Origin of the sequence: Pseudomonas khavaziana, from assembly GCF_036704165.1 — a bacterium.
GTDB classification, from domain to species: Bacteria; Pseudomonadota; Gammaproteobacteria; order Pseudomonadales; family Pseudomonadaceae; genus Aquipseudomonas; species Aquipseudomonas khavaziana.
Genome location: NZ_CP129946.1, coordinates 4333292 through 4346879, shown reverse-complemented (window position 1 = coordinate 4346879; position 13588 = coordinate 4333292). Strand labels below are relative to the sequence as shown.

19 protein-coding genes, 1 tRNA gene and 1 pseudogene are annotated in these 13588 nt (G+C 55.4%); 14 read left to right on the top strand and 7 right to left on the bottom strand.

Features of this window, described 5'->3' with window-relative positions:
- Positions 1-51 precede the first annotated feature (51 nt).
- Positions 52-264: a cold-shock protein gene (locus QYQ93_RS19200; RefSeq protein ID WP_003234260.1), complete on the bottom strand. Its 213-nt coding sequence runs from the start codon at positions 262-264 to the stop codon at positions 52-54.
- Between the two features lie 289 nt (positions 265-553).
- Positions 554-868 carry a hypothetical protein gene (locus tag QYQ93_RS19195; protein ID WP_080889086.1) on the bottom strand — a complete coding sequence of 105 codons (315 nt, stop codon included), beginning with the start codon at positions 866-868 and terminating at the stop codon, positions 554-556.
- Between the two features lie 364 nt (positions 869-1232).
- On the opposite strand from QYQ93_RS19195, the gene thrS reads away from it, so the two are divergent.
- The 9 genes from thrS to QYQ93_RS19150 all read left to right on the top strand — a co-directional run bounded on the left by thrS (position 1233) and on the right by QYQ93_RS19150 (position 8689).
- Positions 1233-3155 (top strand): threonine--tRNA ligase, encoded by a 1923-nt coding sequence (gene thrS / locus QYQ93_RS19190; protein ID WP_043049576.1) that lies wholly within the window; start codon positions 1233-1235, stop codon positions 3153-3155.
- Complete coding sequence (infC, locus tag QYQ93_RS19185; protein ID WP_169960276.1) at positions 3155-3706, top strand: translation initiation factor IF-3; 552 nt, start codon at positions 3155-3157, stop codon at positions 3704-3706. Before thrS ends, infC begins: the two co-directional genes overlap by 1 nt.
- Positions 3707-3766: 60 nt before the next feature.
- Positions 3767-3961: a 50S ribosomal protein L35 gene (gene rpmI / locus QYQ93_RS19180; protein ID WP_002553160.1), complete on the top strand. Its 195-nt coding sequence runs from the start codon at positions 3767-3769 to the stop codon at positions 3959-3961.
- Positions 3962-3990: 29 nt separating this feature from the next.
- Positions 3991-4347, top strand: coding sequence for a 50S ribosomal protein L20 (gene rplT, locus QYQ93_RS19175; protein ID WP_002553161.1), 357 nt, complete (start codon positions 3991-3993; stop codon positions 4345-4347).
- 109 nt (positions 4348-4456) lie between these two features.
- On the top strand, positions 4457-5473 hold the full coding sequence (pheS, locus tag QYQ93_RS19170; protein ID WP_003192486.1) for a phenylalanine--tRNA ligase subunit alpha: 1017 nt from the start codon (positions 4457-4459) through the stop codon (positions 5471-5473).
- Positions 5474-5499: 26 nt separating this feature from the next.
- Positions 5500-7878: a phenylalanine--tRNA ligase subunit beta gene (pheT, locus tag QYQ93_RS19165; protein ID WP_338475271.1), complete on the top strand. Its 2379-nt coding sequence runs from the start codon at positions 5500-5502 to the stop codon at positions 7876-7878.
- 3 nt (positions 7879-7881) lie between these two features.
- Complete coding sequence (gene ihfA / locus QYQ93_RS19160) at positions 7882-8184, top strand: integration host factor subunit alpha (protein WP_002553164.1); 303 nt, start codon at positions 7882-7884, stop codon at positions 8182-8184.
- Positions 8165-8521 (top strand): MerR family transcriptional regulator, encoded by a 357-nt coding sequence (locus QYQ93_RS19155; protein ID WP_003174972.1) that lies wholly within the window; start codon positions 8165-8167, stop codon positions 8519-8521. Before ihfA ends, QYQ93_RS19155 begins: the two co-directional genes overlap by 20 nt.
- A gap of 91 nt (positions 8522-8612) precedes the next feature.
- A tRNA-Pro gene (locus QYQ93_RS19150) sits at positions 8613-8689 on the top strand.
- A 78-nt stretch (positions 8690-8767) separates the two neighbouring features.
- Here the strand turns inward: QYQ93_RS19150 and QYQ93_RS19145 are convergent.
- Together QYQ93_RS19145 and QYQ93_RS19140 are read right to left on the bottom strand one after the other, a co-directional pair.
- Positions 8768-9190, bottom strand: a pseudogene (locus tag QYQ93_RS19145) (integrase); the annotation flags it as partial.
- Positions 9189-9410, bottom strand: a complete 222-nt coding sequence (locus tag QYQ93_RS19140) for a hypothetical protein (RefSeq protein WP_043049584.1) — start codon at positions 9408-9410, stop codon at positions 9189-9191. The gene QYQ93_RS19140 and the pseudogene QYQ93_RS19145, both read right to left, overlap by 2 nt.
- 306 nt (positions 9411-9716) lie before the next feature.
- Here QYQ93_RS19140 and QYQ93_RS19135 point away from each other — a divergent pair, with 306 nt between their 5' ends.
- The 4 genes from QYQ93_RS19135 to QYQ93_RS19120 all read left to right on the top strand — a co-directional run bounded on the left by QYQ93_RS19135 (position 9717) and on the right by QYQ93_RS19120 (position 11517).
- Positions 9717-9848 (top strand): YHYH domain-containing protein, encoded by a 132-nt coding sequence (locus tag QYQ93_RS19135; protein WP_094030725.1) that lies wholly within the window; start codon positions 9717-9719, stop codon positions 9846-9848.
- Positions 9849-9887: 39 nt separating this feature from the next.
- Positions 9888-10124, top strand: coding sequence for a hypothetical protein (locus QYQ93_RS19130; RefSeq protein ID WP_043049585.1), 237 nt, complete (start codon positions 9888-9890; stop codon positions 10122-10124).
- 50 nt (positions 10125-10174) lie between these two features.
- Positions 10175-10693, top strand: coding sequence for a BRCT domain-containing protein (locus QYQ93_RS19125; RefSeq protein ID WP_052501145.1), 519 nt, complete (start codon positions 10175-10177; stop codon positions 10691-10693).
- Between the two features lie 176 nt (positions 10694-10869).
- Positions 10870-11517 carry a hypothetical protein gene (locus QYQ93_RS19120; RefSeq protein ID WP_338475270.1) on the top strand — a complete coding sequence of 216 codons (648 nt, stop codon included), beginning with the start codon at positions 10870-10872 and terminating at the stop codon, positions 11515-11517.
- A gap of 310 nt (positions 11518-11827) precedes the next feature.
- Here the strand turns inward: QYQ93_RS19120 and QYQ93_RS19115 are convergent, their stop codons facing one another.
- From QYQ93_RS19115 to QYQ93_RS19105, 3 genes are all read right to left on the bottom strand, one after another.
- A complete protein-coding gene (locus QYQ93_RS19115; RefSeq protein WP_124378654.1) occupies positions 11828-12115 on the bottom strand; it encodes a type II toxin-antitoxin system RelE family toxin in 288 nt (95 codons plus the stop codon).
- Positions 12105-12392 carry a type II toxin-antitoxin system Phd/YefM family antitoxin gene (locus QYQ93_RS19110; RefSeq protein ID WP_124378653.1) on the bottom strand — a complete coding sequence of 96 codons (288 nt, stop codon included), beginning with the start codon at positions 12390-12392 and terminating at the stop codon, positions 12105-12107. The genes QYQ93_RS19115 and QYQ93_RS19110 overlap by 11 nt, the downstream gene beginning before the upstream one ends.
- An 88-nt stretch (positions 12393-12480) precedes the next feature.
- On the bottom strand, positions 12481-12810 hold the full coding sequence (locus QYQ93_RS19105; protein ID WP_338475269.1) for a hypothetical protein: 330 nt from the start codon (positions 12808-12810) through the stop codon (positions 12481-12483).
- Positions 12811-12821: 11 nt separating this feature from the next.
- On the opposite strand from QYQ93_RS19105, the gene QYQ93_RS19100 reads away from it, so the two are divergent.
- Entirely contained in the window at positions 12822-13109 is a 288-nt protein-coding gene (locus QYQ93_RS19100) for a zeta toxin family protein (RefSeq protein ID WP_338477277.1), read from the top strand.
- The last annotated feature ends 479 nt before the right edge of the window (positions 13110-13588 follow it).

The window sequence follows — 13588 nt, the reverse complement described above, 5'->3', positions numbered from 1 at the left end:
CCCATAAAAAACCCCGCCACATGGACGGGGTTTTTTTAGCTCAGCGGGGAATTACTCGCCGCGAACCTGTGCAGCTTGCATACCCTTTTGGCCTTTCTCAGCCACGAAGGAAACAGTCTGGCCTTCTTTCAGGCTTTTGAAACCGTCGCTTTCGATAGCTTTGAAGTGTACGAACAGGTCGTCACCGCCACCTTGAGGAGTGATGAAGCCGAAGCCTTTTTCATCGTTGAACCATTTAACGGTGCCGGTTTGGCGATTAGACATGGTGTATCTCCAAGAAACATATATTTTCAGTAGTGCTGTGCTGCTCAGGCCAACTGGGCACACTGGGCTATCATAGTCGAAATGTTCGACTTGGGAGCCCCCCCAAGGCATTGTTTGCTAATCAATCGCGTTGCGTTTGATCCCTGGGCCGGCTGAAAGCCCCGATCTACGGGGCTTTGCAGTGAAATATCAGCTGTTAAAAAAAGCCGTAAAACCTGCGTATTTTGTGCGAAATAGCAGTTTTGAGGCCGTTTTTTCAGTGAAAAGGCCGTCTGATCAGTGGTCAATCTTACTTTTTCTTCACGACTTTGCAGGACGAAATAGCCGCGACTGCTTTGTTTTTAAGCTCCGGGCTGGCGTTCTGGTTGGTCATGAGTTCCTTGATCTCGGCAGAACTCAATTCGGCATTGATCTTGTCGGCGCCACATTCGCAGTGGGCCTTGGCAGTCTTGACGTCTACGTTCTGGCTGGCGGCGGCACTGCAGTCGCTCACAAAGCTGTCACGGGCGCCGGCTGGCCAGTTGGAAGGGGCTGCAGCCTGTGCGCCGAGGGAAAGGAGGCTCAGGGTAGCGGCGACAGCGAGGGTAGAGGTGAAACGCATCATGGGATGCTCCTTTGGGTCGAGGACGAACGGCGATTCTCAGTGGGTTGGAGGCCCGGCGTACAGCTCAAGTTCACTTTTGCAGCTATAAAGCCTTGAAATGCTGTTTACACAAAGCTTCGCCGGCGCGACGACCGTTCATCTGTGCTAGCATCTTCGCCTGGCTATTTCCCGGCGCGCCATTTGCCGCCTTGCCAGGTCCTTTTTGTTCACTCCAGTCACTCTGGTTCGATTATCGGTTGGCCGAAAGGCTCCTGCCGCTGTAAGGCAGGCGTTCTCCATTGAACGGCCTGGTGTTGGATCTTGTACTGGCTCATCCCAACCCACGTGACCTTTGGTAGGGGTCACCACTAGGAGAGGAGGCGCCATGCCAACTATTACTCTTCCCGATGGCAGTCAACGTTCATTCGATCATGCGGTTTCCGTCGCCGAGGTCGCCGCATCCATTGGTGCCGGCCTGGCCAAGGCCACCGTGGCCGGCAAGGTCGACGGCAAGCTGGTTGACGCCAGCGACCTGATCACCAGCGACGCCAGCCTGCAAATCATCACGCCCAAGGACCAAGAGGGGCTGGAGATCATTCGTCACTCTTGCGCCCACTTGATTGGTCATGCGGTGAAGCAGCTGTATCCGACCGCCAAGATGGTGATTGGCCCAGTTATCGAAGAAGGCTTCTATTACGATATCGCCTACGAGCGTCCCTTCACCCCGGACGACCTGACGGCCATCGAGCAGCGCATGCACGCGCTGATCGAGAAAGATTACGACGTCATCAAGAAAGTCACCCCGCGTGCCGAAGTGATCGACGTGTTCACCGCGCGTGGCGAGGACTACAAGCTGCGCCTGGTCGAAGACATGCCGGACGAGCAGGCCATGGGCCTGTACTACCACGAAGAATACGTTGACATGTGCCGCGGCCCGCACGTGCCGAATACGCGCTTCCTGAAATCGTTCAAGCTGACCAAGTTGTCCGGTGCCTACTGGCGCGGCGATGCAAAGAACGAACAACTGCAGCGGATCTACGGCACGGCCTGGGCTGACAAGAAGCAGCTGGCCGCCTATATCCAGCGCATCGAAGAAGCCGAAAAGCGCGACCACCGCAAGATCGGCAAGCGCCTGAACCTGTTCCACCTCCAGGAAGAAGCGCCGGGCATGGTGTTCTGGCACCCGAACGGCTGGACCCTGTACCAGGTACTCGAGCAGTACATGCGCAAGGTTCAGCGCGAAAACGGTTACCTGGAAATCAAGACCCCGCAGGTCGTTGATCGCAGCCTGTGGGAGAAGTCCGGGCACTGGGCCAACTACGCCGACAACATGTTCACCACCCAATCGGAAAATCGCGACTACGCCATCAAGCCGATGAACTGCCCATGCCACGTGCAGGTGTTCAACCAGGGCCTGAAGAGCTACCGCGAGTTGCCGATGCGCCTGGCCGAATTCGGTGCCTGCCACCGGAACGAGCCATCGGGTGCGCTGCATGGCATCATGCGCGTGCGTGGCTTCACCCAGGACGATGCCCACATCTTCTGCACCGAAGAGCAGATGCAGGCCGAATCCGCCGCGTTCATCAAGCTGACCATGGATGTTTATCGCGATTTCGGCTTTACCGAAGTCGAGATGAAACTGTCCACTCGTCCGGAAAAACGCGTCGGTTCCGACGAACTGTGGGACCGCGCCGAAGCGGCACTGGCCGCAGCGCTGGACAGTGCGGGGCTTGCGTACGACTTGCAGCCGGGGGAGGGCGCATTCTACGGTCCGAAGATCGAGTTCTCGCTGAAAGATTGCCTTGGCCGCGTCTGGCAGTGTGGTACCCTGCAGCTCGATTTTAACCTGCCGATCCGTCTGGGAGCCGAATACGTCTCCGAAGACAACAGCCGTAAGCACCCGGTCATGCTGCACCGGGCGATCCTCGGCTCGTTCGAGCGGTTCGTCGGCATCCTGATCGAGCACTACGAGGGCGCGTTCCCTGCGTGGTTGGCTCCGACCCAGGCAGTGATCATGAATATCACTGATAAACAGGCAGATTTTGCCGCTGAAGTTGAAAAAACTCTCAATGAAAGCGGATTTCGTGCCAAGACCGACTTGAGAAATGAAAAAATCGGCTTTAAAATCCGCGAGCATACTTTGCTCAAGGTTCCCTATCTTTTGGTTATCGGAGATCGGGAAGTCGAGATGCAGACTGTCGCTGTGCGTACTCGTGAAGGTGCTGACCTGGGCTCTATGCCCGTCGCCCAGTTCGCTGAGTTCCTCGCGCAAGCGGTTTCCCGGCGTGGTCGCCCAGATTCGGAGTAATTACTATTAAGCGTGAAATGAGACAAGATAAACGAGCTGCACCGAAAGCCCCGATCAACGAGAATATCTCGGCACGCGAGGTTCGGTTAATTGGGGCTGAGGGTGAGCAGCTTGGGATTGTGTCAATTGAAGACGCGCTTCTTAAGGCTGAAGAAGCCAAGCTCGATTTGGTGGAAATTTCCGCCGATGCTGTACCGCCTGTCTGCAAGCTGATGGACTACGGCAAATCGATCTTCGAGAAGAAGAAGCAGATTGCCGCAGCCAAGAAAAACCAGAAGCAGATCCAGGTTAAAGAAATCAAGTTTCGTCCAGGGACGGAGGAAGGGGATTACCAGGTAAAACTGCGCAACCTGGTACGTTTCCTGAGTGATGGGGACAGGGCCAAGGTATCCTTGCGATTCCGCGGCCGTGAGATGGCCCACCAGGAGCTGGGGATGGAACTCCTCAAGCGGGTTGAAGCTGACCTGCTCGAGTACGGTTCGGTCGAACAGCATCCTAAGATGGAAGGACGCCAGCTGATCATGGTCATCGCCCCGAAAAAGAAGAAGTAATCAACAGGGCACGGCAGGCCTTCTGATTATGTTTATCAACTGAATGCGGAGTATCCGAACATGCCAAAGATGAAGACTAAAAGTGGTGCTGCTAAGCGGTTTCTGAAAACTGCTAACGGTATCAAGCACAAGCACGCTTTCAAGAGCCACATCCTGACCAAAATGTCGACCAAGCGTAAGCGTCAACTGCGCGGTAGCAGCTTGCTGCATCCGTCTGACGTGGCAAAAGTCGAGCGCATGCTGCGCCTTCGTTAATTTTGGATCAAGAATAGAGGAAGTAACTCATGGCTCGTGTAAAGCGTGGCGTCATTGCCCGTAAGCGTCACAAAAAAATTCTGAAACTTGCTAAAGGCTACTACGGTGCACGCTCACGCGTATTCCGTGTTGCCAAGCAAGCGGTAATCAAGGCAGGCCAATACGCCTACCGTGACCGTCGTCAGAAAAAACGTCAGTTCCGCGCTCTGTGGATCGCTCGTATCAACGCTGGTGCACGTGTTAACGGTCTGTCCTACAGCCGTTTCATCGCTGGCCTGAAAAAAGCGTCCATCGAGATCGACCGTAAGGTTCTGGCTGATCTGGCAGTGAACGAAAAAGCGGCGTTTGCTGCGATTGTCGAGAAAGCTAAAGCCACCTTGGCTTAAGTACCCCCGACAGTCACCCTGGGCTGCTCCTGTAGCCCAAGGTGTTAAACGTCATAAATAGGGGAAGAGCCTTCAAGCTCTTCCCCTATTTTGTATCTGGAGTCTGTACATGGAAAACCTGGACGCGCTCGTCGCCCAAGCCCTCGAGGCTGTGCAAAGCGCTGAAGATGTAAATGCCCTGGAGCAAATCCGGGTTCACTACCTTGGCAAGAAGGGTGAATTGACTCAGGTGATGAAGACCCTGGGGAATTTGCCAGCTGAAGAGCGCCCGCAAGTCGGTGCGCTGATCAACGTCGCCAAGGAGCGTGTCACAGAGGTCCTCAATGCGCGCAAGGCGTCGCTCGAGGAGGCCGATCTTGCGGCCAAGCTCGCCGCCGAGTCCATTGATGTCACCTTGCCTGGCCGTGGCCAGGCCTCGGGCGGTCTGCATCCGATCACCCGGACTCTGGAACGTATCGAACAGTTCTTCACTCACATCGGCTACGGCATTGCCGAAGGCCCTGAGGTCGAAGACGACTATCACAACTTCGAGGCGCTCAACATCCCAGGCCATCACCCGGCCCGGTCGATGCACGACACCTTCTATTTCAACGCAAACATGTTGTTGCGCACCCATACCTCGCCGGTACAGGTTCGCACCATGGAAGCGAACAAGCCGCCGATCCGCATTGTCTGCCCAGGCCGTGTGTACCGCAGCGACTCGGATATCACCCACTCGCCAATGTTCCATCAGGTCGAAGGCCTGCTGGTGGATCGCGACATCAACTTCGCCGACCTCAAGGGCACCATCGAAGAATTCCTGCGGGTGTTCTTCGAGAAGGAGCTGGCGGTGCGTTTCCGTCCATCATTCTTCCCCTTCACCGAACCATCGGCTGAAGTCGACATGGAATGCGTGATGTGCAGCGGCAAAGGCTGCCGCGTGTGCAAGCAGACCGGCTGGCTGGAAGTGATGGGCTGCGGCATGGTCCACCCTAATGTGCTGCGCATGTCCGGCATCGACCCGGAAGAGTTCTCGGGCTTCGCCTTCGGCATGGGTGTCGAGCGTCTGGCCATGCTGCGTTACGGCGTGAACGACTTGCGTCTGTTCTTCGACAACGACTTGCGGTTCCTCGCGCAATTTCGCTAGTCGTAACGAATCTTTAGGAGAGCAGGATGAAATTCAGTGAACAATGGCTGCGTGGCTGGGTAAGCCCGCAGGTAGATCGCGATGCGCTGGTTGCGCGTCTGTCGATGGCCGGTCTTGAGGTCGATAGCGTTACGCCGGCCGCCGGTGTTTTCAGCGGTGTAGTGGTGGGCGAGGTGTTGAGCACCGAGCAGCATCCCGATGCCGATAAATTGCGTGTGTGCCAGGTCAGCAATGGCGCGGAAACTTTCCAGGTCGTGTGCGGAGCGCCAAATGTGCGTCCGGGCCTGAAGATCCCGTTCGCCATGATCGGTGCCCAACTGCCGGGCGACTTCAAGATCAAGAAGGCCAAGCTGCGTGGTGTTGAGTCCAACGGCATGCTGTGCTCCCAGGCTGAGCTGCAAGTGGGCGAAGGCAACGATGGCCTGATGGAACTGCCGGCTGACGCGCCAGTGGGCCAGGACATTCGTGTCTATCTGGAACTGGAAGACGCCAGTATCGAGGTCGACCTGACCCCGAACCGCGGCGATTGCCTGTCCCTGGCGGGCCTGGCCCGTGAAGTGGGCGCGCTGTACAACACGCCTGTCGCCCGTCCAGTCGTCGCTGCCGTGCCGGCAGTGCACGACGAAGTACGTTCGATTGACGTGCTGGCGCCAAACGCCTGCCCCCGTTACCTGGGGCGAGTGATCCGTAACGTCGACCTGTCCAAGCCAACCCCGCTGTGGATGGTGGAACGTTTGCGTCGCGCTGACGTGCGCAGTATCGACGCTGCCGTCGACATCACCAACTACGTGATGCTGGAGCTGGGCCAGCCGCTGCACGCCTTCGATCTCGCCGAAATCAATGGCGGCATCCGCGTGCGCATGGCCGAAGAAGGCGAGAAGCTGGTGCTCCTGGATGGTCAGGAAGTCAGCCTGCGTGCCGATACCCTGGTCATCGCTGACCACTCCCGCGCCTTGGCGATTGCCGGCGTAATGGGTGGCGAGCACAGCGGTGTGTCCGCGACCACCCGTGACGTATTTCTAGAAAGCGCATTCTTCGACCAGATCGCCATCGCTGGCAAGGCACGTTCCTACGGCCTGCACACCGATGCGTCGCACCGCTACGAGCGTGGCGTGGACTGGAAGCTGGCCCGTGAAGCCATGGAGCGCGCCACTGGCCTGCTGCTGGACATCACTGGCGGCGAGGCCGGCCCGATCAGCGAAACCGTCAACGAACAATACCTGCCGTCGATTGCGCCGATCACCCTGCGCGCCAAGAGCGTTGAGCAAATGCTCGGCCTGGTCATCGAGCCGACTGAAATCGAGCAACTGCTGTCGGCCCTCGGCCTGGGCATTTCCTCGAGTGGGGAAGGGCAATGGCAGGTTGAAGTACCAAGTCATCGCTTCGATATCAGCCTGGAAGTCGACCTGATCGAAGAGCTGGCGCGCCTGTACGGTTACAACCGTCTGCCGGTTCGTTACCCGCAAGCGCGCCTGGCGCCACAGCCGAAGGCCGAGGCGCGTGCGGCCCTGCCAGAGTTGCGTCGCCTGCTGGTGGCTCGTGGTTATCAGGAAGCTGTGACTTACAGCTTCATTGATCCAAAGCAGTTCGAGCTGTTCAACCCAGGTGTTGAGCCACTGTTGCTGGCTAACCCGATCTCCAACGACATGGCCGCCATGCGTTCGTCGCTGTGGCCGGGTCTGGTAAAAGCGCTTTCCCACAACTTGAACCGCCAGCAAGACCGCGTGCGCCTGTTCGAAAGCGGCCTGCGTTTCGTGGGGCAGCTCGATAGTCTTAAGCAGGAACCGATGCTGGCCGGCGTCGTCTGCGGTAGCCGCCTGCCGGAAGGCTGGGCGCAGGGCCGCGACGTCGTGGACTTCTTCGACGTCAAGGCTGACGTGGAAGCGGTACTGGGCTTTGCCGGTGCGCTGGATGCCTTCACTTTTGTGCCGGGCAGCCACCCAGCATTGCATCCGGGCCAGACTGCGCGTATCGAGCGCGAAGGTCGCCTGGTGGGCTTCGTCGGTGCTATTCACCCAGAACTGTCGAAAACCCTGGGGCTGGATCGCCCGGTCTTCGTTTTTGAGCTGGTCCTGGCTGAAGTTGCCACGGGCAAGATGCCTAAATTCAGCGAGTTGTCGCGCTTCCCTGAAGTGCGCCGTGACCTGGCCCTGATCGCCGACCGTGACGTCGCCGCCACTGCCGTTCTGGATGTAATCCGTGAAAATGCAGGGGAATGGCTGACAGACCTCAGGCTATTTGACGTCTATCAGGGTAAAGGCATTGATCCGCATAGAAAAAGCCTTGCAGTTGGCTTGACCTGGCAGCATCCATCGCGCACTCTTAATGACGATGAGGTGAATACCACGACGCAAAATATCCTCACCTCGCTCGAACAAAGGTTGAACGCCACGTTAAGGAAGTGACGTATGGGGGCTTTGACGAAAGCTGAGATGGCGGAACGTCTGTACGAAGAGTTGGGTCTGAACAAGCGCGAGGCCAAGGAATTGGTCGAGCTGTTTTTTGAAGAGATCCGCCACGCTCTGGAAGACAACGAACAGGTCAAATTGTCCGGTTTCGGCAATTTTGACCTGCGAGACAAACGCCAGCGGCCTGGCCGCAATCCAAAAACGGGAGAAGAAATCCCGATCACGGCTCGCCGTGTGGTCACCTTTCGTCCAGGGCAGAAGTTAAAGGCCCGAGTTGAGGCTTATGCTGGAACCAAGTCATAACGACGAGCTACCCGTCATCCCAGGCAAACGCTACTTCACCATTGGTGAAGTCAGCGAGTTGTGTGCGGTAAAACCGCATGTGCTGCGCTATTGGGAGCAGGAGTTTCCTCAACTCAACCCCGTCAAACGCACCGGGAACCGTCGGTATTATCAGCGCCAGGACGTGCTGATGATCCGACAGATCCGCGCGTTGCTGTACGACCAGGGGTTCACCATCAGTGGCGCACGCCAGCGTATGTCCGGTGATGAAGCCAAAGACGACACCACCCAATACAAGCAACTGATCCGCCAGATGATCTCCGAATTGGAAGATGTACTGGTGGTGCTGAAGAAATGATTCAAGCTTTTAAAAATACTTCCACATTTCAAAAGCTTGCGGTATATTCCGATTCGCTTCGTTAAGAAGCGAACCCAGTAACACGCCTAGTCGGGGCGTAGCGCAGTCCGGTAGCGCACTAGCATGGGGTGCTAGGGGTCGAGTGTTCGAATCACTCCGTCCCGACCATTATTCCTGAGTAAAATCAGACACTTAAGCCGATCAGACAGATCGGCTTTTTTGTGCCTGCGCAAAATCCGCGCAAAACTACCCGGTGATTTCGCTGATATTCAGGTCCGGAATTGCCTCGGACCAGATGATTTCCTCATGGTCCCGCTGGTAGTTTTTGGTCATGCCCTCGCTCGCGTGGCCTGCGATCTTCTGCCCATCCTTTCCTGCTTTCTTGTACAAGTGCAGCGACAGTGCCCGCACTCCATGGAAGCCTGGCATCTCTTCCTCCTTCCATCCCGCGTAGCAGTTCGCCGCCTCTCTGGCCTCCTTGAACGCTCGCGTCAAATACCGTTCCTCAATCTTAGTCCAATGGTCCTTTGTCTGCGCCTGCTTCTGTTTTAGCCGATCCGGCTTGCGGTGTACCAGGTAAGGCGAAACCACATCATCGCGGCTCCGGCTGATTACCGCCTGCAGCTCTGGCGTGACCCTGAACCGAATCCAGGCCGCGTCTGTTGCCTTATTCGCCTGATTTCGGCGTGGTGATGAGGAGGAACAAGCAGGCACTCGCAATGAGCCAGACCGCGGTACCGAAGAAAGCCGCAGCCACGTCGAAATCCGAGGAACTGCTCATCAAGTCGCGGGCGGCAAAAAGCAGCCAGGCGCCAGAGGCGGTGATGTAGAGCAGGATGGAAATCATCACTTTGAATAGCTGAAGCGGTGTGATGGGTTTACGTGACATTCACTTTCTCCAGGGCGAGCAAGGGCCCGCCGCGTTGTTGGCTTTCGCAAAAAACTGAGGTGCTCTTGCTTCGCCATGAGGTGGCGAAGGAGTGGCTGTAAATTAGCAAATTATTTCTGCTGATTCTTTTTTGCTAATTTACATGCCGAAATAAAACCCGCCTGGGTGGCTCGTAGTGGCGAAGTAATGGTGCTAAATTTTGCGCACCAGTCGTGCTTGGGGTTAGTCAGTAGCGATGGAGAGGCGTAGGGCATGACAATCTGTCAGATCGACAAAACACAAAATAATAATCACAGGAAGTGAACCATGAAAATTATCACCCTCGTACTCGCGGCAGTTCTTGCCGTCACCTCTGTGTCTGCAATCGCGCACGGCGGTCGTACCGACAAGCAGGGGTGTCACAACGATAAGAAGGCGGGTACACGGCATTGTCACTGATCTAAGCCCTGATTCAGCGTTGCCTTGTAGGAAGCTGGCATGCACCTGGCGAACCCAGCCCAATTGCGCCGTGACCTGAAAGAGGCTGCGGCCCTGCGTAAGTGGTTGGGCATCGATCTGGTGCGGGCAGCTGTGCGGCTATCTGAGGCTGGTCAGGAAGATGAAGCCAAGGAGTTGCAGAGGATTGCAGCGAGCTATCAGGATGTCGAGGACAGGCTGGCGGGCTATGCGGATGAGGTGAATGGGGGAAGAATTTTGCGTGGGAAGGCTGAGTAGAAAGCGCAACGAATCTGGTCACTCGACCATCGCACAAGGGAGCGAATCTGGTGACAACCATCAAGTTCAGTTACAGGGATGCAAAGGGTGATTTGAGTCAGCGCGAGCTGATCCAGTGGTCAGAGAACTCGCTCTACATTCAGGGGAGATCTGCTGCTGACTCATTCCCTAAAACCTTCAGGAAAGACCGCATAGTTGAAGTCTACTTTGGTGCGGAGCTGTTGCTGAATGACGCCGCACCACCTGCTCCAGAGTTGCTGCAAAAAACACGACCCTCGGCCAAAGCTGTGTCGGCTGCTACTTCCCACCATCCATCGCCAAAGGCAACGCCTGGCGGTATTAACCAAATTCTTTTCACGGGCTTTGCGGCGGTGCACCGGGCCGAGCTTGAGCAAAAAGCATTGGATTCAGGATTCAAAGTTATGAGTACGCCTGGTAACACGCTGACCTTTCTCTGCTATGGCGATAACGCTGGACCTACTAAGGTTGCGAAAGCCCAGGAGGCCGGGGCTTTCATCATTGATGCTGAGCAGTTTCTGACTTTGATAATGACCGGCGAGATGTCTTAGCTGGAGCAGGCATGGCGTGACGGAATGTTGTAGCAGGTTGTGCGGATAGGTTGAAAGCGGGAAGGTTCGTTCGACTAGCGAGTACTTAGCATCGACAAGCAGGAAACGCTTGGGCGCTATATCAAGCGCACATGCACACCACATAAAACCGTTTAAATCAGATGGATATGAGAAAAATGGCTAATTTGCCCACCAGGCCTAAATCACAGATGCCTTTAGCAATTGATGCTCAGATTGAGATCGATGGCATTGGTATGGGCGTACTTTCGGATGGTACGCCTTTTCTAACTGCGCGCGGTCTGGCCCGATTATGTGGCATTCAGCACACGTCGATCTTGGATATTGCAAACGACTGGGCATCGAATAGGCCGGCAATCACCAAAATTCACTCGCTGCTTCAAACACATGGGCTGACCTATGAGGAGCCTTACACAACGGTTGTTGACAAAGGCACGATGTCACATGCGTACCCAGATGGCGTTTGCCTGGCGATCTTAGAATATTACGCATTTGAAGCAGGAATAAATCGTAAAGACGAAGCACTGATGAACTTCAGGCTTCTTGCTGGTAAAGCTCTTCGAGACTTCATTTACACGCAGGTCGGATACGATCCAGAGAACCACGTTCCTACTCAGTGGAAGCAGTTCCACGATAGGATGTCTCTGGTCTACAACGCGGTGCCAGCGGGTTACTTTGGGGTGTTCAAAGAAATCGCTGATATGGTCGTCCATCTTGGACAGAGCGGCATTCATATTGATAGGACCTTTGTTCCTGACGGTAGCGTGGGATACATTGGGCAAAGCATTGGAAAGCCGCTGAGTTAGAAAACGTTTACAGCCCACGAATAAAATACGAACACAACTACCCAGATTATTTCCCGCAAGCTCTGTCGAACCCTCAAGAGTCAAACTGCTATCCAGAGTCGGCCCTGGGGGAGTTTCGGAGGTGGTTCCGTGAGGTATACATGGGCGCTGGCAAGTTTGAGGCGTACCTAACAACGAAGGTCAAAGCCAAGGCTCTGCCGATATCTGTAGCTCAATTAGCCATTTCTTCGTACGCAAATCAGCCTCTTCTGAAGTAATAGGCTTTTTCGCTGTATAGAGCCCGGCCCAGCGCCGGGCTTCTCGTATCTGCCTACCGTTTCCCTGCCTGCTCGTACACCGAACTGCGCTCTCGCTTGCCGACAGCCAGCACCAGGATAACTATTCGCTCATCCTCAACGCGATACACCAGCCGGTAGCCGGCGCCGCGCAATTTGATCTTGTAGCAATCCTTCATGCCGTGGAGTGCATCGCCTGCCACCCGAGGTCCGGCCTGCCGCTCCTGGAGCTTTTTCAGAAACTGGAGGCGGATTGTGCCGTCGAGTTTTCGCAGTTCTTTCAGCGCCTTCGGATCCCATTCAACCTCGTACTCAACGCCCATTGGCTATGTCTGCCTCGGCCTCGCCAATCAAATCGTCGAGAGATACTCGAACAGGTGTTTCCTTGGCATCGAGACGACCCTTGACCAGGTGAACCAGCTCCAGTTCGTCCAGGCGCTCTACCATCGCTTCGTAGACATTTGCCGGAACCATGTAGCCCATTACGCGGTTGTGGTTCAGTACGGCCACGGGCAGGCCGTTGGCACCGCTCAAGACGGAGGAGGGGTTCTTCTTGAGTTCGGAAACGCTCACCGCCACATCAGCCAGAATATTTTGCATAGATAAGACTCCTATATAGGTCTTTATTCTGGTCTTTTTAGGTGGTGATGGCAAGCGACCCCGCAACTGATAGGCGGTCCACCGCAAGTTACTCCGGTGCTGTGATAGGTACCCCGCTGGCAATAGCAGCAAGACGGTTTAATGATCGTACTGACTGAGACAGACCCGTCATCAATTCCGCTTGGTATTTTTTCACTCCTTGATTGGCTAGGGTATCTAAGAGTGCTGCGACTTCCGATATGGTTAGTCGTATCTCATGATCATATTCGCCGCTTCGGTCGGGATCGCTGGTTTTCTTGACGTTGAACGCTGCGTAAAGAACTTCTTTTTCGGTCGCAATCGAGGTGACTGCCGCTTTCTTTGAGCGAAGTATGGCCCACCCAGTTTTTCGGTTCGAACCTTGCCGCCAGATTTCCATAGCATCTCCTTATAAGCCGGCTAGGTGCGTGGGAATTCGTTCTCGCGAGAGAGAAACAAGAAGGAAGAAATATTCCTTGCCCTGAGTTTGTCAGACAGTTTTATGCTGCAAAAACATCTGTGTGCGCCCTGAAGCGTGAGTTCCAGGATGCATTGCAGGTTGATGTAATTATCAAAGATATCGATGGAGGTAACGAGGATATCGGCATTGACCTTTCGGCTGACGGAATTGACCTGTTTGTCAGCCAGCCCTATGATCAAAATGAGCTTGAACGTATTTTGAACGGAGAATCCCAATGAAAGGCGAGAAGGTAGCAGACGCTTCGACGAAGATTCATGGTTCGTCGAAAATGTCTGATTTTTTCCGCCACGGGACCGTGGAGGAGAGGCGAGCCGTTTATCACATGGCAGCTAGTGCAGCCATTGAGGAGCAGAGGGAAGTGATTCGCTCAGCGAAGCCTGGCGAAATTCTGACTGTAAAACCTCGATAAATACGTATTCGTGTCCTTAATCCTTAAGCCCAGCCTTGCGCTGGGCTTTTTGCATCTGGCTCAAGGCTTTTCAGCGTTGGCTTTTCAAGCAGGGCGGCTATGCCCTCCAGCAGAACCAAGTCTGACTCCTTGAGTCTTCCTTTCGCGGCGGCCCTGGCGAGCTTCTCGATAACCGCAACTGCCCGCGGCGTAGCCTTGTCCTGGCCTCGACGCGAAGTGGGCATCCTAGTCAGTGCGAGTGATCGACTTCAATTCAGGCGGTGTAATCACATCTTCATTCTTGATACG

Coding starts and splice junctions, on each gene's coding strand:
- QYQ93_RS19200 (WP_003234260.1), bottom strand. CDS start 264: ATGTCTAATCGCCAAACCGGCACCGTTAAATGGTTCAACGATGAAAAA.
- QYQ93_RS19195 (WP_080889086.1), bottom strand. CDS start 868: ATGATGCGTTTCACCTCTACCCTCGCTGTCGCCGCTACCCTGAGCCTC.
- thrS (WP_043049576.1), top strand. CDS start 1,233: ATGCCAACTATTACTCTTCCCGATGGCAGTCAACGTTCATTCGATCAT.
- rpmI (WP_002553160.1), top strand. CDS start 3,767: ATGCCAAAGATGAAGACTAAAAGTGGTGCTGCTAAGCGGTTTCTGAAA.
- rplT (WP_002553161.1), top strand. CDS start 3,991: ATGGCTCGTGTAAAGCGTGGCGTCATTGCCCGTAAGCGTCACAAAAAA.
- pheS (WP_003192486.1), top strand. CDS start 4,457: ATGGAAAACCTGGACGCGCTCGTCGCCCAAGCCCTCGAGGCTGTGCAA.
- pheT (WP_338475271.1), top strand. CDS start 5,500: ATGAAATTCAGTGAACAATGGCTGCGTGGCTGGGTAAGCCCGCAGGTA.
- ihfA (WP_002553164.1), top strand. CDS start 7,882: ATGGGGGCTTTGACGAAAGCTGAGATGGCGGAACGTCTGTACGAAGAG.
- QYQ93_RS19155 (WP_003174972.1), top strand. CDS start 8,165: ATGCTGGAACCAAGTCATAACGACGAGCTACCCGTCATCCCAGGCAAA.
- QYQ93_RS19140 (WP_043049584.1), bottom strand. CDS start 9,410: ATGTCACGTAAACCCATCACACCGCTTCAGCTATTCAAAGTGATGATT.
- QYQ93_RS19135 (WP_094030725.1), top strand. CDS start 9,717: ATGAAAATTATCACCCTCGTACTCGCGGCAGTTCTTGCCGTCACCTCT.
- QYQ93_RS19130 (WP_043049585.1), top strand. CDS start 9,888: ATGCACCTGGCGAACCCAGCCCAATTGCGCCGTGACCTGAAAGAGGCT.
- QYQ93_RS19120 (WP_338475270.1), top strand. CDS start 10,870: ATGGCTAATTTGCCCACCAGGCCTAAATCACAGATGCCTTTAGCAATT.
- QYQ93_RS19115 (WP_124378654.1), bottom strand. CDS start 12,115: ATGGGCGTTGAGTACGAGGTTGAATGGGATCCGAAGGCGCTGAAAGAA.
- QYQ93_RS19110 (WP_124378653.1), bottom strand. CDS start 12,392: ATGCAAAATATTCTGGCTGATGTGGCGGTGAGCGTTTCCGAACTCAAG.
- QYQ93_RS19105 (WP_338475269.1), bottom strand. CDS start 12,810: ATGGAAATCTGGCGGCAAGGTTCGAACCGAAAAACTGGGTGGGCCATA.